The sequence below is a fragment of the Paenibacillus sp. PvP094 genome, assembly GCF_040546835.1.
Lineage (GTDB): Bacteria > Bacillota > Bacilli > Paenibacillales > Paenibacillaceae > Paenibacillus > Paenibacillus illinoisensis.
In genome coordinates this window covers 5415613-5437954 of record NZ_JBEPOM010000001.1, presented here as the reverse complement: position 1 = coordinate 5437954, position 22342 = coordinate 5415613, and the positions used below count along the sequence as shown (strand labels likewise).

The following is a 22342-nucleotide window of genomic DNA, read 5'->3' as shown; positions in this document are numbered from 1 at the left end:
AACAAGTTCCATATTACTCGCGCATATACATGTACAGGAGACGGGTCAAGACTCTGGCTGTCCTAGGTGTAAGAACGGAGGGGAGAGACATGGGCATTGAATCATCCTGGATGTTTGACTTTTTCGGAACCGTCTTTCCAGTCGTATTTGTTCTGATTATAGGTATTGTTCTTCTGTCTGTGGGGAAAGAAGTATGGAGATGGGGGCGCAACAACGCCGAGCCACTGCTTACCGTACCTTCGCGAATAACGGGCAGAAGGATGCAGATCAGTCAGTCGCAAGCTGAACCAGGCAGTTCAGCCCGTACGCTGTATTACATTACCTTTGAAGTAGAGAGCGGAGATCGGCTCGAGTTCAAGGTGAACGGAGAAGAGTACGGATTGTGCTCCGAAGGAGATGAAGGCCGTCTTTCTTTCAAGGGAACACGGTATATAGGCTTCGAGCGCTACAACCGCCTGTATTCAGAACGTGTACGCGGATAATCCGGCTGGCTTGCGCCATAGTGCGTAAGCTTTTTTTAATGTTAATTTTCTTGGACAAGCGTTTCTTAAAGGTGGTATCGTGTTTTTATATAAGGAGAGGGTCTTTATAACAATAAGGTTTCTTGATTCGACATATTCGTATGTGATGACAGAAGCGTATTAATAGAGGAGGAGTTCATGATGTCATTTACAGATCAAGTCGTTGTTGTTACGGGAGCAGCTCAGGGGATCGGACGCAGCGTAGCCGAAGCTTACGCGGTTGCTGGTGCCAAAGTTGTACTTGCCGATTACCAAGAGGCAGAAGGCGCCGCTGCTGCTGCTTCGATTCGCAATGAAGGCGGCGAAGCCATCTTCGTTCAGTGCGATGTTCGCAAGGAGCAGGATATTACGAATTTGATTCGCACAACCATCGAAGAATTCAAACAGATCAACATCCTGGTGAACAATGCCGGCGTAGCCAGGTGGAAGTCTCCTTACGAGCTGACCTTGGAGGAATGGGACGATGTGCTTAATACGAATGTAAGAAGCTGCTTTCTCGCGAGCCGTGAAGCGGCCAAACATATGAAACAAAATGAACATGGAGGCGCTATCGTCAATATGGCATCGACACGTGCGTTTATGTCTGAACCTGAGACAGAGGCCTATGCAGCGTCCAAGGGTGCCATTGTGGCCCTGACACATGCGATGGCGGTCTCACTTGGCAAGGACGGTATTCGGGTCAATTGTATCAGTCCGGGATGGATTGAGACAGGCAATGTGGACGAATTGAAGCCGGAAGATCATGAACAGCATCCTGCAGGACGCGTAGGCGTCCCTTCGGATATCTCCCGCGCATGTTTATATTTGTCGGATCCAAGCAATACCTTTGTCACTGGGACCAATCTGATGATTGATGGGGGCATGACTCGAAAAATGATATATGAGGACTAGAACCGGGATTCCCTCTTTCTGTTGTACAAATTGAATGCTCCAGCATCCGTAAGCCCAAGTTAAGCACTTGGGCTTATTTGAAATTCAGAAATCGGTTGCTATAATGAATGTGATTTTACAACAGAACAAGAATGGAGGGAGTATATGTTCGGGAATTCATCCCGGAAGATCTTTGGCCTATTACTGCTGATTGGAGGGATCATAATGACAGGAATGGCTTCGCCTGTGGAGGCAGACACGGGCGACATACGGGCAGCCTGGGTATGGCAGGCCAAGTCTGTCCAAGATGATGGAGGAGACGAGCTGCTGGCTAACGCAGCTAAACATAAGATCAACAGACTCTATGTCAACGTGGATATGAATTTATCCGATGAGGTATATCGCACGTTCATATCCAAAGCCAGTAAAGCGGGTATTGCTGTTGAAGCACTAGGAGGGGACCCGTCCTGGGCTGTTCGTGACCGGGAGGCCCCAATGCTCCGTTTGGCTGCGTGGGTTTCTGACTATAATCAGGGAGCTGCTGCAGAAGAACGATTTGATGCCATCCATCTGGATGTCAAACCTTACGTTTTGCCTGCATGGAAAGACGATTCAGAGCCTTTGGTTCAGTCATGGGTAGCGAATATGAAATTGTTGCTTGAACAGGTCGAGGCGAATGGTGCCATCGACATTAATGTGGATCTGCCATTTTGGCTGGATTCTTATACGATCGCAGGTACAAAAACAACAGATGATACAGATAACCTGCCGTTATCACGCTGGTTCATGGAACAGTTTAATCATGTTACTTTACTGGCTTACCGCGATAACGCACAAGGGAATAACGGCATTATTCAACTCATTGAACAGGAAATGAATTGGGCTGATACCAGCGGTGCTTCAGTCACCGTTGGGGTGAATACGAAGCCGATGCCTGGTGAAGAATTTACGACTTTTGCCGGAAAGGGAGCAGCGCAGCTGGAGAGTGTCTTGGCAGAGGTTGCGGAATCCTTACGTAATCATGCTTCATATGCCGGTTCTGCCGTACATGATATCGTGTATTGGGGACAGCTTGAACCGGATGGAGAGATTGCCCCGGAGAAACCAGCCCCTCAGCCTGAGATTCGCGGAACTTACATCTGGGAGGCCTCGCAGGTAACGAATGATGGCGGTCAGCATATTCTTGAATTCGCCGCAGAACAGCATATTAACTTTTTATATGTCCGGCTTGATCTGGACCAACCCTATTCAAGTTATCGCAGTTTTGTTAAACGAGCCCAGGCACAAGGGATTCAAATTCACGCCATGGGCGGTCATCCCATCTGGGGTAGATCCGAGAACAGACCACGGATCGAGCGACTGATCAATTATGTGAAAAATTATAATGCTGAAGTTGAACCCGAAGAACGATTCAAAGGCATTCACCTGGATATCGAGCCCTACACACTGCCGGAATGGAATTCCGACCGGGATGCACTTTTGACAGAATGGGCTTCCAATATCTCCTTTTTCCAGGAAGAAACGAAAAAGGACAGCAGTTTGGAGACCAGTGCCGATCTCGCTGTATGGCTGGATAGCTTCCCTTTGCCAGGACAGGACATGTCTGTTACTGAATTTATGATCCGCACATTGGATCATGTCTCTCTCATGGCTTTCCGTAACTCGGCCGAAGGGTCCAATGGCATAGCCGCAGTGGTCAGACAGGAGATGGAGATCGCCGACCGTTTGGGCAAGCCGCTGCTGATTTCGGTAGAAATGAAAGAGAATCACGAAGGCGCCCATATCTCATTTTATGAAAAAGGTGCTGCCGAGATGGAACAGCAGCTTGCGAAGCTGCCTGAACTGCTGAAGGATTATGAAGCCTACCAAGGTAACATGGTACATGCTTACGATTACTGGATTAATGCCAAGCCTTAATTAGGCTGGTTATATAGGAAATGTTTTATCTCGGGACTTCACATGGGGTGAGGTTCCGGGATTTTTTTGTGGAAAAAAGCTGGATTCGTGTCACCGAATAGGCTCCTGCACAATACGATGTACGGTGATGAAGAGCTGAAGCAAGGGAGGAAACAGAATATGGCTGTTATTAAAGCCAACTCAGAAGACGTCAAGCTGCTGGCAAGACTGATGAGGGCAGAGGCTGAAGGTGACGGCGAACAGGGCATGCTGCTCGTAGGTAATGTGGGTGTGAACCGTGTGCTGGTGGACTGTTTGGATTTTGGGGACATTCGTGACATTAACCGTATGGTATTCCAGAATCCCGGTGGGTTCGAATCGACCCAAAAAGGCTATTTCTATCAGCGGGCGAGACAATCCGAGATTCGCTTGGCACAACGTGTAATTAATGGAGAACGGATCTGGCCGGCCAGCAATTCCCTATGGTTTTTCAGGCCCGTGGGCGATTGTCCTCCAACCTGGTATAACCAGCAAAATACGGGCCGTTTCAAAGCGCACTGTTTCTTCAGTCCGACAGGTGAAGATTGTCCGGAAGTTTATTAAATTTTAGGAGGAATTACAATGATTAATCAACCATATCAACCAACAACACAGGCACTGGGTCAACAGGCCAACTCGCAAGTTCAAGGAACATCCTATAAAATCGGTAATGGCATGCCTACGACGTCGCCTACACCAGGCATGGTATCACCTAGCATGGTTTCTCCAAGCATGGTATCACCAAGCTCCACAAGCGTACCACCGCTTGTATCCAGCGGCAGTCCAATGACACCAACAGGTGGAGTTGTAACGACAACTGCGCCGCAGTTTGAACAATCATACATCGAAAATATCCTGCGCCTGAACCTCGGCAAATTTGGTACATTCTACATGACATATGAAGGTAACAAAGAATGGAATGCTCGCATTTTCCAAGGAATTATTGAAGCTGCAGGTCGTGATCACATCATTATCAGCGATCCTAAGACAGGAAGACGTATTATGCTGTTAATGGTTAACTTCGATTATGCTACGTTTGATGAGCCATTGTTGTACCAATATCCGGGCGTTGTCGGAAACTATCCTCAAGCTCCAAGCAGATTCTAATTCGTTATTAGACGGGGGTTTCTGTAGAAAGAATGTTTAACTAGGCTGTCCCGCATGTGGAATCAAATCCGCAAGTGGGACAGTTTTTTTCGTTATAATGGAGATTGTAGTAACCTTTACTCGCAATCATGGCACTTATACATATACAAGCTGAGCAAGACGCTCACAGAGAGGAGTTTACATCATTGAACGAGTGGATTGAGGGAGCCATCCGGGGCGAGCCTGAGGCATATGAGCAGTTAATGAAACAGTTCCGCGGAATGGCGCTTGCTGTAGCTTATAACAAACTGGAGGGCGGTTTCTGGGCTGAAGATATTGTACAGGAGGCGTTTACAGAAGCATTTGCTAATCTGTCGAAGCTGGAGACAGCCGAAGCCTTTCCAGGATGGTTTAAAGTAATTGTTGAACGACAGTGCTATCGTTGGTTAAGGCGCAAGCAGCACAGCACTTCCCCTGAACAGGAGTTACTGTACAACATCGATTCGAGCGAAGAGGGGGATAGCCCTGAACAGCTTGTTTTGCAAAAGGAACGGTATCGGATTCTTCGCGATTCCATATCCAATCTGCCGTTATCCATGCAGCATGTAGTGGACATGTTCTACTTTCAGGGATATTCGCTTAAGGAAATTTCCGATTTCCTTAGCGTATCTGTTCCGGCATTGAAGAAAAGGCTGTTCGATGCCAGGGCGAAGCTGAGGCGTACATTACCTGTAGCGGACGTTATAACCGTAATTAATGAACTTTATGAAGGAGGCAAAGGCATGCTGCATATTACCAATGGAGATCATGCTGCAGATCGTTTACGGCAAAGCGGGGTCGAAGGAGAGGTTATGGTCTGGCGGGAACTTTACACCTTTGGTCCTGTTGTCCAAGATATGGGGAACGAGTTGGAGAGAAGGAAGCGCGCTGCCTATCTGGAACAGCAATTAGGGATTCCCCAGACGGAATATCTGCAAATTGCGGAGCTGGAGCGAAAACTGCATGCGTTTCATCAGTACAAGGAGATTGTACTCTGGTTTGAATATGATCTCTATGATCAGGCGATGTTGTCTTATCTGCTGCACTATTTTAATGGTCAATCGCTTGGGGATACCAAGCTGAATCTGTTATGTATTGATGCGTATCCGGAAATAGAGAACTTTCGGGGGCTGGGACAGCTTACACCCGGACAGATCGGACGTTTGTCTGGTACGTGGCATGTAATGGGAACGGAGGAGCTTCAGGCGGGAAGTCAGTTCTGGCAAGCGTATACCTCTTCCGATATTCAGGATCACATGGATTATTTAAAACAAAACAGTACGGTTCTCCCATTTGCGCATGCTGCATTTGAGGCTCACTTGACCCGTCTGCCTTCACAGTCGAATGGTCTGGGTGTAATTGAACAAGCGACTCTGGAAGCTGTGAGTCAAGGTGTCGATCATCCATATCAACTCTTTAAACATGTGAGTGAGCGGCTGCATGTTTTGGGAATGGGAGACTTGGAATATTGGGCACATCTGAGAAGAATGACCATGAAGCCCTATGCCCTACTACAGATTAGCGGAGCAGATACGTTCCCTGATTTCACCCAGCACCATGAACATTTCCGTAATGCAGTCTTGTCTCTGACTGAGCTCGGTATCCAGGTACTCGCTGAAGAAGCAGACTATGCGGAATTACGAAGAGACGAAATGTGGATTGGAGGTTTGTGGAACGCACAAGGCGAAGAACCGCAATGGCGATGGGATACGGAGTCCCGTTTCCCTGTCAAAATAAGCACATAAGGTTATGTCCTTATCTCGAATTACCATCAAAGAGTATTCCTGAATTTGGATATCAACGGGAATACTCTTTTTACGTTTTACATTTTACTTGGAATTCAATTTTGACACCCAACGAGCACGAGATATAAACAATAAACCCGTTTGGGATCTGTTCAACATAGTCAGTTAGCAAATGTAAATAAGACGGCGTATTCGCTACCTTTGTAAAGTAATTTGCTGGTTAGCATCATTTCGTTGTCATAGGACACGGATTGACTGTGTAGTTTAGAGTTATATAATAAAAGAAGCATATCCTTTTATTCGACACAATCCAGAAGGAGGTGGAAGCATTGGGAAGTTGAACCTGCATATGAGCGGCAGAATGGCTAATATCCTACATTTTCGAAGGAGGTGGACCTATTTGCCGAAGAATGACGGCGAATAGGATGACAATTTGAGTGACCCCTTACCGAGTATATTAAATTTATTTTTAATTGCTTTGCTTGTATTGATGAACGGTTTTTTTGTCTCGGCAGAATTCGCGATGGTAAAAGTTCGCGGCAGCCGAATTGAGGCTTTGGTGGAAGCAGGTAACAAAAGAGCCATCTATGCTTCTAATATTGTACGTAACCTGGATGCCTATCTGTCTGCGTGCCAATTGGGCATAACGCTGGCTTCCCTGGGACTCGGATGGCTCGGAGAGCCTGCCATTGCACACTTGCTTGAGCCCATGTTTACTGCGTTTGGACTCGGCCCGGTATATGTACACGGAATTTCGATTGTGATTGCATTTGTTATTATTACGATTTTGCATATTGTACTCGGGGAACTTGCTCCCAAGACGATGGCAATCCGCAAATCGGAGACGGTCACGTTATGGTCTGCGGTACTGCTTACGTTCTTTTACAAATTGATGTATCCCTTTATCTGGGCTTTGAATGGTATGGCGAACAGCCTGCTGAGATTGTTTCGAATGGCACCTGCTTCGGAGCATGACTCGGCACATAGTGAAGATGAAATACGCATTCTGATGAAAGAAAGCAATAAGAGCGGTTTAATTGACAACACTGAATTGGCGCTTGTTGATAATATATTTGATTTTACGGCAACAACTGCCCGTGAAATTATGATTCCGCGGACGGAAATGATCTGTCTGAACGCCAATCAGTCCATGCTAGAAAATCTGGAAATCGCCAGTGAAAGCATGCGAACCCGCTATCCGGTTTATAACGGTGACAAGGACCACATTATCGGCTTTATTCATATTAAAGATCTGATGCGGTCCCAGCTCACAGATACCATTTCTGTAATCCGACCAATTCTTGCTGTTCCAGATTCGACGCCAATCAGTGATCTGCTGAAGCGTATGCAGCGTAGCAAGACACAGATTGCCATTCTGATTGATGAATACGGCGGAACTTCTGGAATGGTAACGCTGGAGGATATTATGGAAGAGATCGTGGGCGAGATTCAGGATGAGTTCGATCATGAGCGTCCTGCCATAGAGAAAGTGGATGAGATGGAATACTCCATTGATGGCATGATGCTGATTGAAGAAGTCAGTGAGCGATTCGAACTGGATATGGATCGGAGCGACTATGACACGATTGGTGGCTGGCTGTACTCCAGAGTGGAGACGATTCCGCCTGAAGTCGGTCAATCCGTTGAATATGGAGGATATGTATTCGTCATTCAGGAGACGGAGCATAAGCGGATTTCACGGGTAAATGTCATTAAGCTTGAAATGTTGGTTGAGGAAGAAGGGGCTTAAAGCCAATATAAAAGTTTAGGTCTTTGTAAAGGGCTGTGCAGTAAATAACTGTACGGCCCTTTATCTGTCTATCATTGGCGTGCATGACTGGAAACAGGGTATAATAAAGCAACTTTGCAAGTGAGGAGGGACCATCATTAGCTATCACATTGAAGTGGGATTCACACCCGTATTTGAGTTCATGGCCAGTTTGCATACATACATATGCCGGAAATCACATAAAAAGATCGATCTAACATCAAGCTGGGCGCAGGAAACAGAAGAGAAGCTATCATCCGATCTTATAACTGTTCTACAAGACATGAAAGTGGATGATGATTGGAAATGGACCTATTTACTTGTTTGTTTACAGTCACAGGCTGAACAGCCAGAAGCGTTTATAGACTGGTTCAGCGGTCTTACAGAAGATGAGTTAGAAACTATTCTTGGTCGGTATCCTTTTCCTTTTCCAGAAGACTTGAGTGCATATAGGAACAGGATGACCTATGTATTAACGGAGTGGAATCAGCAATATTTCCGTTCGGTTGACCTTTCAATTTTGGAACATTTGCAGCAGGAGGCTCAACATCGAAGAGAGCAATTGAATCATTCTCCTCAAGATGAGGTGCTGGACGACGCAACGAACGGTTTGATGTTTCGCCCATTTAATGGACTCGAGAAATTACTGCTTGTGCCGCAATTTCATTTTCAACCACTTAATGTCATTTTGTCTTTTGGAGATACAATCGTATGCCATTATTCTGCGAGAATGTATACCGGAGATCAGGAGTATATTCCTACCCATCAATTGCGGGTAATTCGCAGTTTGGGAGAGAAAAACAGGTTGAAAATCATGCGTTATCTGTACCAGGGACCTCGCACATTCATTGAAATTGTTCGTCATTTGAAACTGTCTAAAGGAATCACCCATGATCATCTCTCGAAACTACGCGGGGCCGGATTGGTGTATGCACACTTCGAAGGTGAAAGTCTGGTCGAATATACGCTTCGACCTCGTGCACTTGAGCAAATTCTGCCTAATGTCATGAATTATTTGAAGCAATGACCTTTATCAAAATGTGGTTTTTGCAAAAAAATTAGCTTTTCAAAAAGCCGTAAGATTGCTGCAATGAGCCTGAACATTTTTCAGGTTTTCCGCGCAATCATACGGCTATTTTATTGCTTTAAAGTGGATATTAATGGGTTTAATATAAATATTTTTTTGTGGTTCTCTATTTACAGAACTAATTCGCGTTCTTATAATAGGGCTTATCGAACTTATACCTTACTAATTTCATAGGAATTATACATATTTAAATGGTTCTGAAATTAGGATCGGCTGAGTGAGAAATATATGAGTGATGACAATTAGGGAGGGCATTATGAGATTAAAAGTATTATCTTGGGCATCGTTGGTAATCAGCAGCACACTATTGTTGTCTGCATGCTCCGGCGGTGCGGGTACAGAGACAACATCTTCCGCAAGCGGAACAACGCCTTTAGGCTCACAGGCAACACCAGTCGCAGCGTCTGCTTTGGATGCACCATTTCAGGCAACAGATCTGAATCAACTGCCCGACACAGCGAAGAAGAGAACCGATACGATTATTGTGGGGCTTACAGATCCAAGCGGCGCCTTCACACCTTATTTTCATCAGAGTGGCTATGACGGCAATGTCGCATCATTGTTATTTGCTTCGCTTGTTACAGTGGATGAGAAGGGATTGCCTATCGCAGATCTGGCCGAAAGCTGGGATGTATCTGATGATGAGCTTACATACACGTTTCACCTGAGACCGGATTCCAAATTCAGTGATGGTTCACCGCTTACGGCTGACGATGTTGCCTTTACGTGGACGATTCTGCATGACAAGTCCTATGACGGCGGATTCGATATTTTCTCTTCACAGGTTAAAGGTGGCAAAGCGTATACCGAAGGAAAATCGGACCATATTGAGGGCATCAAGGTGATTGATCCACAGACCATTTCCGTGACACTGGAGAAGCCCAACGCTACTGCGCTGCTTACCCTTGGTTCTGAAGTGCTTTCCAAAGCCTATTACGGCAAGGACTATCAATTCGGGAAGCTGGATTATATCAAAAATCTTCACTCCAATCCGGTAGGCACCGGTCCTTATAAACTGGAAAAGTTCATTCCAGGTCAAGAGGTTCGTTTCGTAGCCAATGAATATTACTACAAAGGCAAGCCGAAAACAGAGCAGTTTATCTACAAAACATCCGAAGGGGATACCTGGCAGTTTATCGAAACGGGAGAGATCGACTTCACTTCTTTTACGGCTACCCAGGAAAACATCGACAAGCTTAAAAATATCCCTTACCTTAATCTGCTGCCTTACACACCTAGCACATATGGCTACTTACAGCTTAATCTGGAACATGAACAATTGCAGGAAAAAGAAGTTCGGCAAGCCATTACTTATGGTCTTGATCGACAATCCATCTATGTGGATGCCAATCAGGGTGCAGGTGCCGTAGCTAACATTCCCGCTTCGCCAATCTCCTGGTCCTATACAGAAGAGGGCATTAATCCATATGCATATGATCCAGACAAAGCCAATCAAATACTGGACGAAGCAGGATGGGCCAAGGGTGCCGATGGTATTCGTGAGAAAAACGGGAAGAAGCTCTCTCTTCATTTTCTCGGAACCAAGAGCCCTGCCACCGATATCTTCATCGCTGTAGCCAAGGAGAACTTTGAAGCAATTGGAGTTGAGTTCCAGCCTGAAGTATTCGCCGATTTTAACTCGCTTGTGTCCAAAGTAGAGAGCGGTGATTATGATGTTGCTTCATTCTCCACACCGATGCTGACAGACCCTTCAGATGGACTTCAACAATTCGTCGATGGAGAACTGAAGGGATATGACAATCCCAAGGTAAAAGAACTATACAACAAAGGCCTGGCGACAACGGACATTGAAGAACGCAAGGCGGTATACCAAGAATTATATCAAATGCTGAATGATGAGCTGCCCGTCATTTTCACAAGTTACAAAAAGACAGTCTACGCCTATAACGGCCGGATTGATGGGCTGTCTGTCAGTCCTTACCGAGGCATTGCAACCAGCTTGCCGGAATGGTCTCTGAAGTAAATAGGAACTAAACAAATCGTCCCTTGTGTTTGCGAAATCGCAGATACAGGGGACGCATTGATAAGGAGACAGATATGAGTACTTATATTGTGAAACGGATGACGTACATGGTCGTCATTTTGCTGGCAGCATCCGTCTTAATCTTCAGTCTGTACGCTCTCACACCGGGTGACTATATCTCCAGCAATATCAAACTGAGTCCTGAACGGAAAGCCGAGCTGCGGGAACTGTACGGATTGGACAAGCCTGTTATAGAGCGCTATCTCATCTGGATGAAAAATGCGCTCCACGGGGACTTTGGTTATTCCCTGGCACAGCAGAAGCCGGTGCTGGCATTGTTCAATGAATACATCTGGAACTCGTTCCTGCTTGCTGCAGTAACCACTTTCCTCACCTGGTTTATCGCCGTAATCGTCGGCGTCATTGCCGCATACAAGCAATATTCGTGGTTTGATACCTTAGTGATGATTGGCATATTTGCCGCCATGTCTGTGCCTTCATTTTTTATCGGACTATTCCTGATCAAAATGCTGGCCGTTGACCTGAAGTGGCTCCCGCCAGGCGGAATGATCACCACGGGCAGCAACGCAACCGGTCTGGCTTATGTCAAAGAGGTGATTCAGCACATGACCCTGCCTGTGATCGTCATGACTCTGCTCGGTGTAGGATCACTTACCCGTTATTTCCGCAGCAACATGATTGATGTCATTAAGCAGGATTACATTCGCACGGCAAGGGCCAAGGGATTAAAGGAAAGCAAGGTCCTTTACACCCATGCTCTGCGTAATGCTCTGCTGCCTGCAATCACTCTGATCGGATTTGAGCTTCCATCTCTATTCGGGGGATCATTGATTATTGAGAAGATATTCAGCTGGCCCGGAATCGGTCAACTATACATGCAATCTTTTTCACTGCGGGATTATCCGCTTCTTATGGGTTTCACGATGTTTATCGCAATTCTGACCGTTATTGGAACGCTTCTGTCCGATGTGCTGTATCACATTGCAGATCCGCGTGTCCGTCTGCAATAGGGAGGCTGTAACCATGACATCTTCAACATCTGTTACTAGAAACGCCGCAGAAGCCGTCGTGCCTGTTCGGGTTGCACCCAGATCATCTTTGTGGAGGTTATCGATTAAACGCCTTCTCAAAAATAAACTTGCCGTCGGTGGGTTTGTTGTCGTTTTGTTCATGTTTATCGCCTGTTTTATTGGACCCTTGTTCTCTCCTTATACTGATAACAAGATTAATATGGCAGCCATGAAACAAGGACCGAATATTCATCACTGGCTGGGAACAGACGCTTTGGGCAGAGATGTGTTGACCCGTGTATTAATGGCTGGTCGAATCTCGCTGACGGTCGGATTGGCATCGATGGTCCTGTCCGTATTTATTGGTTCTTTACTCGGAGCTATTGCGGGCTACTACCGCGGGATTGTGGATCAAGTTATCATGCGGATCGCAGACTTGTTGCTCACAATTCCGGGATTGCCGTTGTTGTTTATTTTCGGAGCACTATTGTCGGACTGGAAGGTTCCACCGGATTCAAGGATGTATATCGTCATGCTGATGCTTAGTTTTGTAAACTGGCCGGGCATGGCACGAATGGTGCGTGGTCAGATGTTGAGTCTGCGTGAGAGGGAATTCATGCAGGCGGCAATTGTGCTCGGATTGCGGGACCGGCGCAAGTTGTTTCATCATCTCCTACCGAATATCGTACCGCTATTAATCGTTATGGCCACGCTGAATATCGGAGGTTCCATTCTCAGTGAGTCGGTGCTCAGCTTTTTTGGACTGGGCGTCATGCCGCCAACACCAACCTGGGGCAATATGATTGATGCCGCCAACAACATGATTGATTTTCAACAACATCCGTGGTTGTGGATTCCTCCGGGGTTGTCCATTTTTGTTACCGTAATCGCCATTAACATTTTTGGTGATGGTCTGCGAGATGTTTTAGATCCCAAACAGAAGAGAAGGTGAATACTCCACCATGCAAAATATGATTGAAATTGAACAACTCGAAACTCATTTTTATACAGAAGAAGGCAATGTCAAAGCCGTAGATGGTGTGAGTCTCCAAGTACGTGAAGGAGAGACGGTCTGCATCGTTGGCGAATCAGGATGTGGCAAAAGTGTAACTGCCATGTCTATCATGGGTTTAATCGAAGAACCAGCAGGTAAGGTGGTAGGGGGAGCCATTCGTTTTGCCGGGAAAGACCTGCTTCGCGAGAGCAAAACCTTCTTGCGGACCATCCGAGGAAACGAGATCTCCATGATCTTCCAGGAACCCATGTCTTCACTGAATCCCGTCTTAAAGATTGGGGAGCAGCTTATGGAGCCGTTAATTGTGCATCTAAAAATGAGTAAAAAACAGGCTCGTGCGAGAGCCATTGAACTCATAGCGGAAGTGGGGATTTCCCGCCCGGAACAAATTGTGAACAGTTATCCGCATGAACTGAGCGGGGGGATGCTGCAGCGCGTCATGATCGCCATCGCTATTTCCTGTGAACCCAAGCTATTAATCGCAGATGAACCGACCACTGCACTGGATGTAACCATTCAGGCTCAGATTCTCGATATGCTTCAGCAAGTCAAGTCGCAGTCTGGAACCTCCATTTTGATGATTACGCATGACTTGGGAGTTGTTGCCGAGATGGCCGATTACGTAGTGGTCATGTATGCGGGCAAAGTTGTGGAAGAAGGGGAGGTTGTGCAATTGTTTGAATCCCCCAAACATCCTTATACTCAAGGACTGCTGCGTTCCAAACCAGTGATCAATCAGAGGCAGGAGGAATTGTATTCAATCCCTGGGCATGTGCCTGATCCATTATCACTGAGAGATGCCTGTCATTTCGCAGATCGGTGTGAGCATTGCATGCCAGTATGCACTTCACGTATGCCCGCTCTGCAGGATCTCGGGCAAGGACAAAAAGCAGCCTGCTGGTTGTATGAGGAGGCAGTAAACCATGGCTGAACCTTTGCTCGAAATTGAACATCTCAAGACGTACTTTCCAGTACGCAAAGGGTTAATGAATCGCACTGTGGGACATGTGAAAGCAGTGGATGATATCAGTATTACCATTCATGAAGGCGAGACTTTTGGTCTTGTGGGTGAGTCAGGGAGCGGTAAAAGCACGGTGGGAAAGTCCATTGTTCGTTTAACGGAAAAAACAGATGGACAGATTCGTTTTCAAGGTGTGGACATTCACAGTTTGTCTATGCAGGAGGTACGGAGGATTCGCCCCCAGCTCCAACTTATTTTTCAGGATCCCTATAGCTCCCTTAATCCACGCATACGTATTGGTGATGCCGTAGGAGAAGCACTGCTGGATCATGGACTTGCTGCAGAAGGGGAAGTGCGTGATCTCGTGAAGGAGGTACTAGGGGCGTGTGGCTTGTCATCCTACCATATTGATCGCTTTCCGCATGAGTTCTCAGGTGGGCAGCGCCAACGAATCGGCATAGCACGGGCCTTGGTCCTGAATCCCAAATTAATTATTGCGGATGAACCGGTCTCCGCACTGGATGTATCCATTCAAGCACAGATCATTAATCTGTTTAAACGGCTTCAGCAGGAAAGAGGGCTTGCATATTTGTTTATCTCCCATGACCTTAGTGTAGTGGAACATCTCTGCGATCGGATTGGGGTCATGTATCTGGGATCCATGGTTGAGACAGGACCAAGGGATGAGCTCTTTAGAAACCCGCTTCATCCCTACACCAAGGCATTGTTATCCGCCGTGCCTGTGCCGATTCCGAAGTTAAAACGCGAGCGAATCGTCTTGAAAGGCGATATTCCCAGTCCCGTCCATCCACCAGCCGGATGCAAATTCCATACACGCTGCCCGTGGGTATCAGACATCTGCAAGCAGCAAGTGCCGGAATATCAAAATGTGGGCAGGAATCATTATGTAGCTTGTCATTTGGTGTGAAGGTTGCTACAGGGGAGAGCTACCCTCAAATGCTATCATCTTAAGTCGCTATTCTAGCGGCTTTTTTTGTCTTTTTTTATGCAAAAAATAAAGCATAGTGGAGTGGTTATAGTTATAGCTTCGTAAAATTGGTCATAGAATGAGTCTTGACAAGGGATAGCGATGTCCCGCATATTTAACATAAACACTTTATAAAGTATATTTATTAATCCGGATGATCAACCACATCAAGAGAGGAGTTACAAAGATGGCAACCTGGTTTCTCATCGTAATTTATCTGGCTTTTATAAGCCTGGGACTTCCGGATTCACTACTTGGATCTGCATGGCCGGTCATATGGCCGGAAATAGGTTCCTCCGTAGGCTCAGCAGGTTTCATTTCCATGATAATTGCCGCAGGCACTATTGTTTCCAGTCTGGCAAGTGGGAAAATGATTCAGAAAATGGGTACAGGTAACATTACGTTGTTCAGCTGTTTGCTAACCGCAATTTCGTTGATTGGATTTTCCATGGCACCTTCAATGTTGTGGTTTATGATCTTGGCCGTTCCACTCGGCCTGGGCGCAGGAGCCGTGGATGCAGCGTTGAATCATTACGTCGCCGCAAATTACCAAGCGCATCATATGAACTGGCTGCATTGCTTCTGGGGCGTTGGCGCTACCATGGGTCCAATTATCATGGCTGGTTATATAGCGGATCAGAACTTTTGGAGAGGCGGTTATGCTGCCGTTGGTGTCATCCAGTTTGTACTGGTTATCGTACTTCTTATCACGCTGCCGTTATGGAAAAGAGTGGCTGCATTGCGTGAGACGGCACCAACAACTATGACCGATAACGATACAAAATCGGAAATACGTATTCCGGGGAACGTCTTGAAATTAAGAGGCGTTAAGCCCTCGTTGCTCGCTTTTCTATTATATTGCGGGGTTGAAACCACAGTCGGATTATGGGGAGCCAGTTACTTGGTTGGAACGAAAAGCATCTCAGCAGAGATGGCAGCGGGCTGGATTTCCCTTTATTACGGAGGTATTACGTTTGGCAGGTTCATTACAGGTTTTATCTCGTTAAGAGTCCATAACCGATTATTGATACGCTATGGACAATGGACAACGATCCTCGGAGGACTCCTTTTACTTCTTCCGCTTCCTTCATCGTTTTCGGTAGCAGGCTTTATTTTAATCGGGCTTGGTCTAGCGCCAATTTATCCTGGACTTTTGCATGAAACGCCGGCTCGCTTCGGGAGAGAAAACTCCGTTAAGTTAATGGGATACCAGATGGCTGTCGCTTATAGCGGTACGACTCTGCTTCCTCCGCTCTTTGGATTTCTTGCAGCGAAGACCAGTACGGATTCATTTCCGGTTGTAGTGTTTGTTCTACTCCTATTGATGTTATTTAGCGCGGAAACCGTGAATCGCATACTTCTAAAATCTCAGAATGTGGGGAGGTGAGAAGATGGCATATGTTATTTTAGCTGTTATCATCTGGGTCGCAGCTTATGCGTGTTTAGCATTGTCGAAACAGTCTATGGAAGTGAAACCGATGCGCTCCGTCGATGATTGGTTTGAGTAAAGGAGTACAATCCTAAATAAAGAGCGTTGACATGAAACCAGTTACATGGATTACGCTTGTTATGAAGTTTAATTGCATACCGATTACCGTGAGAACATGATTATCCTATTTTTCTGTCCTCTTTATAAATATACATTATAAAGCAGGCGTGAAAAGTGGTTGGATTATTTTTAAACAAAGAGGGGATTGCTACATGATTAAACTTGTTGTAACTGACTTAGATGGAACGTTCCTCAACAGCAAGGGATTATTCGATATTGAACTATTCAGCAAAGTGCATGCAGAAATGCAGAAGCTGGGAATGACCTTTGCGGCATGCACAGGAAAACAGTGTGAACGGGTGGAGAAGTTGTTTGGAGAACATGGCAAGGGGATATGGGTCCTTGGAGATAGTGCAGCCAGAATCAAGAAAGATGGGGAAGTCGTAAAAGAATTCAGCATTCAGCGAGAACTTGCTTTACAAAGCATTGAATCCATACAACGTTTTGCTCCAGACATGACCCTCATTGTATGTGCAAGCGATGCAGCATATGTTCTTTCTTCCATCCCAGAAGAGATGTACAACGTGGTTAAAAGCTCTTATGAACAGGTTAAGAAGATTGACTCTTTCCACGAGATCGACAGCCGCTTAATTAAAATAACAGTATACGATACCAGAGAACGGAGTAGTGCCTTAAGGAAACATGTAGAAAAGACACTTGGCGGCCAAATCTATATTGTGGATTCAGAACCCAAGTGGCTTGATATTACAGCACTGCATACGCATAAAGGAGAGACGGTTAAAAAATTACAGGAGCTGCTCGGCGTCACTTATGAACAAACGATGTCCTTTGGGGACGGAGAGAATGATGTAGAGCTTATGGGTATTGCCAAATACAGCTTTGCGGTCAGCAATGCTTGTGAGAATACCAAAAAAGCAGCGCGTTTTATTACAAAATCCAACGAAGAAAACGGTGTTCTCCTGACTATACAAGACTGTATGGACCTTCAAAAAAACGTGAATTGAAAAGGGAGTTGATAACATGACTGAGGAAGAACGGATTTTAAACGGGATTTTGTTCAGTCCCAGCCATCCGGAACTAAAGGCCATCAAACTTCGTTCGCACAACTTAAGCCAGCAATACAGCCAGATGTTCGAGGATCAGGCAGAGGAACGTGAAGCGATTCTGACGCAGATCCTTGGTCACAAAGGCGAATCCTGCTTCATTCAAGGGCCTGTATTCTTTCATTATGGTGTTCACACAGAGATCGGCAATCATTTCTTTGCCAACTACAATCTAACGGTTCAGGACGATGCCAAGGTTACCATTGGAGACCATACCAGTTTTGGACCTAATGTAACGATTGTTACTCCCATTCACCCGTTTATCGCATCTGAACGCCGGCAAATGCTTGATCAGAACGGTGATCCGAAGTCTTTGTGTTACGCCAAACCCGTAACGATCGGAAACGATGTATGGCTATCTGCTAATGTAACGGTATGCGGAGGAGTTACCATCGGAGACCGTTGTGTAATAGGTGCCGGAAGTGTAGTGACCCAGGACATTCCAGCAGACTCCTTCGCAGCAGGTGCCCCCTGCAGAGTCATTCGCAAAATTACAGAGGCAGATAGTATGAGTTATAAACCGGAAGTCATGGCGGATTGCCGTGTTATCGAATAGCAATCCATCCTAAAGGGAGCAAGTGCTTGTCCAGACCCGGATAAGAACTGGCTCCCTTTGCTGCGCAAGGATCCTTCTGGGAGCGCCGCACCATCATCCTTGACCCACGAATCCCATCCATGTTAAGTTTTCTGTATCTGAAAGTTGAAACCATACGATTTTAAAGGGGGATAGAGTTATGACTGAATTAGAGGTTGTAGATGTTTATGTGAACCTGTCACTGGATATGAACATTGGCATGGTTCACCAAATCATGAATCGGAATTCGGAGCTTTATCTATCCACGCATAGTTTTACCTGGCTTTGAGTTTCTTTTTTGCTTGGATTCATCCGAGAGTGGATACAATAAGGGAATCATGTCATGATCATAACCTCATTTATTTAGCATCGGAATATAAATGAAAAGGATGATCCCTTATGTCAATGATAAACGTATCAAACCTGACCTTTGCCTATGACGGCAGTTACGATAATATTTTCGAAAATGTGAGTTTTCAATTGGACTCCGACTGGAAATTAGGCTTTACCGGAAGAAACGGGAGAGGGAAAACGACCTTCCTTAACCTTTTGCTTGGTAAATATGAATATAGTGGCACCATCTCAGCCCATGTTGATTTTGAGTACTTTCCTTTTCCTGTTGAGAATAAAGACTCGATGACACTTGATGTGATAAGTGATGTTTATCCAGACTATCAGCATTGGGAACTGGTACGGGAGCTTAACCTTCTGAAGGTTTCCGAAGATGTTTTGTACCGACCATTCGATTCCCTATCCAATGGAGAACAAACGAAAGTCATGTTGGCTGCCTTGTTCATGAAGGAAAATCAATTTTTGCTTATTGATGAGCCAACCAATCATCTCGACATGCATGCCAGAAAGCTCGTCAGCAGTTATCTAAGCAGAAAAAGTGGCTTTATTCTCGTATCACACGATAGATCCTTCCTGGATCACAGTGTAGACCATATCCTTTCGATCAATAAAACGAACATCGAGATTCAAAAAGGCAATTTTTCCGCCTGGTGGGAGAATAAGAAGAGACAGGATCAATATGAGCTTGCAAGCAACGAAAAGTTACAGAAAGACATTAAACGCTTATCCGACTCCGCCAAACGAACTGGCGGTTGGTCACATGAAGTCGAAAAGTCCAAAAACGGGACTAGGAACTCCGGTTCGAAAGTGGATAAAGGCTACATTGGACACAAGGCTGCCAAAATGATGAAACGGTCCAAAAACATCGAACAACGGCAGCAATCTGCCATTCAAGAAAAATCCAAACTTCTCAAAAATATCGAAAGTGCTGAACGGCTGCAGATTCATCAATTGGACTTTCACAAAAATGAAATTGTCCAATTGGAAAATGTGTCGATTGCATATGGCTCCAATATTGTTTGTAAGGATATTTATTTAACGGTTGAAAAAGGAGACCGAATCGCTCTTTACGGTAAGAATGGTTCGGGTAAATCAAGCATTCTTAAATTGATTTGCGGCGAGGATATTGCCTACACAGGTCAACTTCGCAAGGATCCTCAGGTCAAAATATCGTATGTATCACAGGATACCTCGGGTCTCGCGGGAAGCTTATCCGAGTATGCGATGACACAGGGCATTGATGAAAGTCTCTTCAAATCAATATTACGCAAACTGGATTTCTCCAGGCTGCAGCTGGATAAGGATATTTCAACGTTTAGTGCTGGACAAAAAAAGAAAGTACTGATTGCCAAAAGCCTTAGTGAGGAAGCACATTTGCACGTTTGGGATGAACCACTTAATTTTGTTGATGTCATTTCCCGCATGCAAATTGAAGAACTGCTGCTTGAGCACTCGCCAACACTTCTTTTTGTGGAACATGACAGCGAATTTTGCTCGAATATTGCCACGAGTATCATTGAGTTATGAATAGAGCAGATGTGACTCTTTAAAGCCTATACGAAATGGAAAATATTTAGGTTTCACTCTCGCTGCAGAATTCACAGTAAGAAAAGACGCTGCCGACACGAACGTCGGAGCGTCTTTTTTATTTTTGAAACCTGTGACCCACTCAGTCCGTTTATACCTTACACAAAATCAAATATGACATTGGAGGAGGAATACATATGTTGAAAATGAGTCTGTCGTCCATTCTGAAAATTACCCTTGCTGCTGCATTATCGGTGCCTGCAATTCTATCCATTCCTGTTGGCAGCACTGCCGCAGCTAGTCCTGACATTGTATCTGGTGCACTCACTGCACCACCACCGCCGGAGGAGCAAACTGTTCACTCACTGGCAGCTCTCAAGTATATATATCAGGCAGCAGGGAACGTTTCTCCGGGAGGAGGGCTGACAGCGAACGTTACTACATCAACAACAACTTACAAGGAAATGAAATCACTTCAGGTGGATTACCGGCTGGAACGCTGGACGGGCTCAAATTGGGTGACGTATCGGTCTGGCACCAAAAGTAAAACACAAACACAATCCCTGACGGCACAGTCGAGCTGGACGGTGATCACAGGTTATTACTACCGGGTCGTTAGCACACATACGGCGAATGACGGAACCAATTCTGAAAATACAACCGATATTTCGAATAATGTATTATTTTGATTCATTGTCTCGTGCTGCCAGGGAATTTTTGTTCCTGCAGGTCATTGGCAATGGCAATCATTTCTTCCTTCGTGACCGTTCCAAACAAGCTCATGTTGACCGAACCCATCATCCACTGAAAAGTATTATATGGCGGGCCGACGGATACAAAAGCATCACTACCGTCAGCTAATTTGACTACACTGGTTTCACGAAGCATGGTCCCTTGGATGACCTGCCCTGGCTTAACATAGTAATAATCAAATTGAATAATTTGTTCTTCACCATTCACGCTATCACCCGTGTAGCGGACTCTCATACGATCGGATTTATAATACTCATCTGAATCGACCGGAATTTCAGGATTCACGGTAAGTTCAAATTTTATCTCTTTAAAACGCTCGGGTATTGCTCTTGACAACAAAAAGTCACCATTGAATCCCGAGCGGGCTATTTCTTCCGTTACGACGATATCATCAAATAAAATGTCTTTCTCCACGGTTTGTTTTGGCAACTCCTCGGCCTCCTCGCCAGTAGCAATTGTAGGAGCTTCGTTAAGTCCGGGTTCAGGCGGTGGGAGTGTTTTGGCAGTAGAAGGATCTGCGCCAAGCTGTGCGGTGCGATCTTCAATAATGATGGATTTCATACCATTGCCCCAATCCTTGATTGACTGAACAAAAGGGGAAACGGCCTGCGTTCCGGATGGCAGACTGAAAATGACGCCACCGATCGTTAGGGAGGCAGCTACCACAACGGACAATTTCAAGGTACGCATTCTTTTCTTTCTGACAGCAATCCGGGTAATTTCCTTTTGAACACGGAGCCAGGATTGATGCATCTGCTGGGAGTCAGGGGCAGGGGGAGCAGAGAGAGCCTGATTGAAAGCCTCATCAAAGGCCAGATCAAAGGCGGCATCAAAATACTCTTCTTCTTGCTCTGTATGATAATGCTCAATATGTCTATCTGACTTGCCTTTGCTCAATGGTCCCACCCCATTCCTTATGTAATTGCTTCTTGATACTACCTCGGGCCCTGAACAAACGTTGTTTCACAATTTCTTCCGAAGTGTCCAGCAGCTCAGCCATTTCCCGATAGGACAGACCTTCTTTCCAGCGCAGCTCTATTAATACCCGGTATTCGGGTTTAAGTTGCTCCAGATAGAACTCAATAGATTCCTGCATCATTTGCGTCTCCACGGTACTCTCTACGGAAGCTGCTGTCTGATTGATCGTCTCCATATCTATAAAAACACTATCCGTATCCAGTTGGTTACGGTTATTTTTATTTTTTCTAAGATAATTAATGGCGGTATTCCGGGTGACGACCTTAAGCCAGGCTTTCAGTTTAACTTCGTTCTCGAAAGAGGGTTTGTTTTTAATAATTTTAATGAATGCTTCCTGAATAATGTCTTCTGCTGCAGCACGTTCCTTGATGATATAAACGATGAGTCCATGAACCATATTATAGTATTCGTAATACACTTCTTCCTGAAGTGAAGGGCTCAAATTATGGAAATCTGAGGCCAAGAGTAATTGGAGCCGATTGGCCATGATGTTCTCCTTTCTGGTGAACAATCCAC

At 45.5% G+C, this 22342-nt stretch carries 21 protein-coding genes; 19 read left to right on the top strand and 2 right to left on the bottom strand.

The window, feature by feature from the left end; all coding sequences use genetic code 11:
* Nucleotides 1-89 precede the first annotated feature (89 nt).
* The 19 genes from ABIC22_RS24710 to ABIC22_RS24620 all read left to right on the top strand — a co-directional run bounded on the left by ABIC22_RS24710 (nucleotide 90) and on the right by ABIC22_RS24620 (nucleotide 20784).
* Nucleotides 90-482, top strand: coding sequence for a DUF2500 domain-containing protein (locus ABIC22_RS24710; RefSeq protein WP_095287123.1), 393 nt, complete (start codon nucleotides 90-92; stop codon nucleotides 480-482).
* 180 nt (nucleotides 483-662) lie between these two features.
* The gene (locus ABIC22_RS24705) at nucleotides 663-1412 is read left to right on the top strand and encodes an SDR family NAD(P)-dependent oxidoreductase (RefSeq protein ID WP_110822147.1); all 750 of its coding nucleotides are present in this window, start codon (nucleotides 663-665) and stop codon (nucleotides 1410-1412) included.
* A 204-nt stretch (nucleotides 1413-1616) separates the two neighbouring features.
* On the top strand, nucleotides 1617-3308 hold the full coding sequence (locus ABIC22_RS24700; protein ID WP_354484519.1) for a hypothetical protein: 1692 nt from the start codon (nucleotides 1617-1619) through the stop codon (nucleotides 3306-3308).
* 159 nt (nucleotides 3309-3467) lie between these two features.
* Complete coding sequence (locus ABIC22_RS24695; RefSeq protein ID WP_095287120.1) at nucleotides 3468-3890, top strand: cell wall hydrolase; 423 nt, start codon at nucleotides 3468-3470, stop codon at nucleotides 3888-3890.
* An 18-nt stretch (nucleotides 3891-3908) separates the two neighbouring features.
* Nucleotides 3909-4433 carry a spore coat protein GerQ gene (gene gerQ / locus ABIC22_RS24690; protein WP_419719979.1) on the top strand — a complete coding sequence of 175 codons (525 nt, stop codon included), beginning with the start codon at nucleotides 3909-3911 and terminating at the stop codon, nucleotides 4431-4433.
* Between the two features lie 185 nt (nucleotides 4434-4618).
* Entirely contained in the window at nucleotides 4619-6196 is a 1578-nt protein-coding gene (locus tag ABIC22_RS24685) for a sigma-70 family RNA polymerase sigma factor (protein ID WP_354484517.1), read from the top strand.
* 433 nt (nucleotides 6197-6629) lie between these two features.
* Nucleotides 6630-7946 carry a hemolysin family protein gene (locus tag ABIC22_RS24680; RefSeq protein WP_127540212.1) on the top strand — a complete coding sequence of 439 codons (1317 nt, stop codon included), beginning with the start codon at nucleotides 6630-6632 and terminating at the stop codon, nucleotides 7944-7946.
* A 478-nt stretch (nucleotides 7947-8424) separates the two neighbouring features.
* Nucleotides 8425-8991 (top strand): ArsR/SmtB family transcription factor, encoded by a 567-nt coding sequence (locus ABIC22_RS24675; RefSeq protein ID WP_354484514.1) that lies wholly within the window; start codon nucleotides 8425-8427, stop codon nucleotides 8989-8991.
* 316 nt (nucleotides 8992-9307) lie between these two features.
* Nucleotides 9308-11035: an ABC transporter substrate-binding protein gene (locus tag ABIC22_RS24670; RefSeq protein ID WP_354484512.1), complete on the top strand. Its 1728-nt coding sequence runs from the start codon at nucleotides 9308-9310 to the stop codon at nucleotides 11033-11035.
* A gap of 74 nt (nucleotides 11036-11109) precedes the next feature.
* Nucleotides 11110-12066: an ABC transporter permease gene (locus tag ABIC22_RS24665; protein WP_127540206.1), complete on the top strand. Its 957-nt coding sequence runs from the start codon at nucleotides 11110-11112 to the stop codon at nucleotides 12064-12066.
* A 13-nt stretch (nucleotides 12067-12079) separates the two neighbouring features.
* Entirely contained in the window at nucleotides 12080-13018 is a 939-nt protein-coding gene (gene opp4C / locus ABIC22_RS24660) for an oligopeptide ABC transporter permease (protein ID WP_354484510.1), read from the top strand.
* Between the two features lie 10 nt (nucleotides 13019-13028).
* Nucleotides 13029-14012 (top strand): ABC transporter ATP-binding protein, encoded by a 984-nt coding sequence (locus ABIC22_RS24655; protein ID WP_354484508.1) that lies wholly within the window; start codon nucleotides 13029-13031, stop codon nucleotides 14010-14012.
* Nucleotides 14005-14970, top strand: coding sequence for an ABC transporter ATP-binding protein (locus ABIC22_RS24650; RefSeq protein WP_354484506.1), 966 nt, complete (start codon nucleotides 14005-14007; stop codon nucleotides 14968-14970). Before ABIC22_RS24655 ends, ABIC22_RS24650 begins: the two co-directional genes overlap by 8 nt.
* Nucleotides 14971-15217: 247 nt before the next feature.
* The gene (locus tag ABIC22_RS24645; RefSeq protein WP_354484504.1) at nucleotides 15218-16417 is read left to right on the top strand and encodes an MFS transporter; all 1200 of its coding nucleotides are present in this window, start codon (nucleotides 15218-15220) and stop codon (nucleotides 16415-16417) included.
* A 314-nt stretch (nucleotides 16418-16731) separates the two neighbouring features.
* The gene (locus tag ABIC22_RS24640; protein WP_354484502.1) at nucleotides 16732-17544 is read left to right on the top strand and encodes an HAD-IIB family hydrolase; all 813 of its coding nucleotides are present in this window, start codon (nucleotides 16732-16734) and stop codon (nucleotides 17542-17544) included.
* 16 nt (nucleotides 17545-17560) lie between these two features.
* The gene (locus tag ABIC22_RS24635; protein WP_354484500.1) at nucleotides 17561-18199 is read left to right on the top strand and encodes a sugar O-acetyltransferase; all 639 of its coding nucleotides are present in this window, start codon (nucleotides 17561-17563) and stop codon (nucleotides 18197-18199) included.
* Nucleotides 18200-18377: 178 nt separating this feature from the next.
* The gene (locus ABIC22_RS24630; protein ID WP_354484498.1) at nucleotides 18378-18506 is read left to right on the top strand and encodes a hypothetical protein; all 129 of its coding nucleotides are present in this window, start codon (nucleotides 18378-18380) and stop codon (nucleotides 18504-18506) included.
* Nucleotides 18507-18616: 110 nt separating this feature from the next.
* Nucleotides 18617-20095 (top strand): Lsa family ABC-F type ribosomal protection protein, encoded by a 1479-nt coding sequence (locus tag ABIC22_RS24625; RefSeq protein WP_354484496.1) that lies wholly within the window; start codon nucleotides 18617-18619, stop codon nucleotides 20093-20095.
* A 197-nt stretch (nucleotides 20096-20292) separates the two neighbouring features.
* Nucleotides 20293-20784, top strand: coding sequence for a hypothetical protein (locus ABIC22_RS24620; RefSeq protein ID WP_127540190.1), 492 nt, complete (start codon nucleotides 20293-20295; stop codon nucleotides 20782-20784).
* A gap of 1 nt (nucleotide 20785) precedes the next feature.
* Here ABIC22_RS24620 and ABIC22_RS24615 read toward each other — a convergent pair whose 3' ends face one another.
* Both ABIC22_RS24615 and ABIC22_RS24610 read right to left on the bottom strand, forming a co-directional pair.
* Complete coding sequence (locus tag ABIC22_RS24615; protein ID WP_354484494.1) at nucleotides 20786-21745, bottom strand: hypothetical protein; 960 nt, start codon at nucleotides 21743-21745, stop codon at nucleotides 20786-20788.
* Entirely contained in the window at nucleotides 21723-22313 is a 591-nt protein-coding gene (locus ABIC22_RS24610; protein ID WP_095287110.1) for an RNA polymerase sigma factor, read from the bottom strand. Before ABIC22_RS24610 ends, ABIC22_RS24615 begins: the two co-directional genes overlap by 23 nt.
* Between the last annotated feature and the right edge of the window lie 29 nt (nucleotides 22314-22342).

Excerpts from the sequence above, each read along its gene's own strand:
- ABIC22_RS24710 (WP_095287123.1), top strand. The coding sequence starts at position 90 with ATGGGCATTGAATCATCCTGGATGTTTGACTTTTTCGGAACCGTCTTT.
- ABIC22_RS24705 (WP_110822147.1), top strand. The coding sequence starts at position 663 with ATGTCATTTACAGATCAAGTCGTTGTTGTTACGGGAGCAGCTCAGGGG.
- ABIC22_RS24700 (WP_354484519.1), top strand. The coding sequence starts at position 1,617 with ATGACAGGAATGGCTTCGCCTGTGGAGGCAGACACGGGCGACATACGG.
- ABIC22_RS24695 (WP_095287120.1), top strand. The coding sequence starts at position 3,468 with ATGGCTGTTATTAAAGCCAACTCAGAAGACGTCAAGCTGCTGGCAAGA.
- gerQ (WP_419719979.1), top strand. The coding sequence starts at position 3,909 with ATGATTAATCAACCATATCAACCAACAACACAGGCACTGGGTCAACAG.
- ABIC22_RS24675 (WP_354484514.1), top strand. The coding sequence starts at position 8,425 with ATGACCTATGTATTAACGGAGTGGAATCAGCAATATTTCCGTTCGGTT.
- ABIC22_RS24670 (WP_354484512.1), top strand. The coding sequence starts at position 9,308 with ATGAGATTAAAAGTATTATCTTGGGCATCGTTGGTAATCAGCAGCACA.
- ABIC22_RS24665 (WP_127540206.1), top strand. The coding sequence starts at position 11,110 with ATGAGTACTTATATTGTGAAACGGATGACGTACATGGTCGTCATTTTG.
- opp4C (WP_354484510.1), top strand. The coding sequence starts at position 12,080 with ATGACATCTTCAACATCTGTTACTAGAAACGCCGCAGAAGCCGTCGTG.
- ABIC22_RS24655 (WP_354484508.1), top strand. The coding sequence starts at position 13,029 with ATGCAAAATATGATTGAAATTGAACAACTCGAAACTCATTTTTATACA.
- ABIC22_RS24650 (WP_354484506.1), top strand. The coding sequence starts at position 14,005 with ATGGCTGAACCTTTGCTCGAAATTGAACATCTCAAGACGTACTTTCCA.
- ABIC22_RS24645 (WP_354484504.1), top strand. The coding sequence starts at position 15,218 with ATGGCAACCTGGTTTCTCATCGTAATTTATCTGGCTTTTATAAGCCTG.
- ABIC22_RS24640 (WP_354484502.1), top strand. The coding sequence starts at position 16,732 with ATGATTAAACTTGTTGTAACTGACTTAGATGGAACGTTCCTCAACAGC.
- ABIC22_RS24635 (WP_354484500.1), top strand. The coding sequence starts at position 17,561 with ATGACTGAGGAAGAACGGATTTTAAACGGGATTTTGTTCAGTCCCAGC.
- ABIC22_RS24630 (WP_354484498.1), top strand. The coding sequence starts at position 18,378 with ATGACTGAATTAGAGGTTGTAGATGTTTATGTGAACCTGTCACTGGAT.
- ABIC22_RS24625 (WP_354484496.1), top strand. The coding sequence starts at position 18,617 with ATGTCAATGATAAACGTATCAAACCTGACCTTTGCCTATGACGGCAGT.
- ABIC22_RS24620 (WP_127540190.1), top strand. The coding sequence starts at position 20,293 with ATGTTGAAAATGAGTCTGTCGTCCATTCTGAAAATTACCCTTGCTGCT.
- ABIC22_RS24610 (WP_095287110.1), bottom strand. The coding sequence starts at position 22,313 with ATGGCCAATCGGCTCCAATTACTCTTGGCCTCAGATTTCCATAATTTG.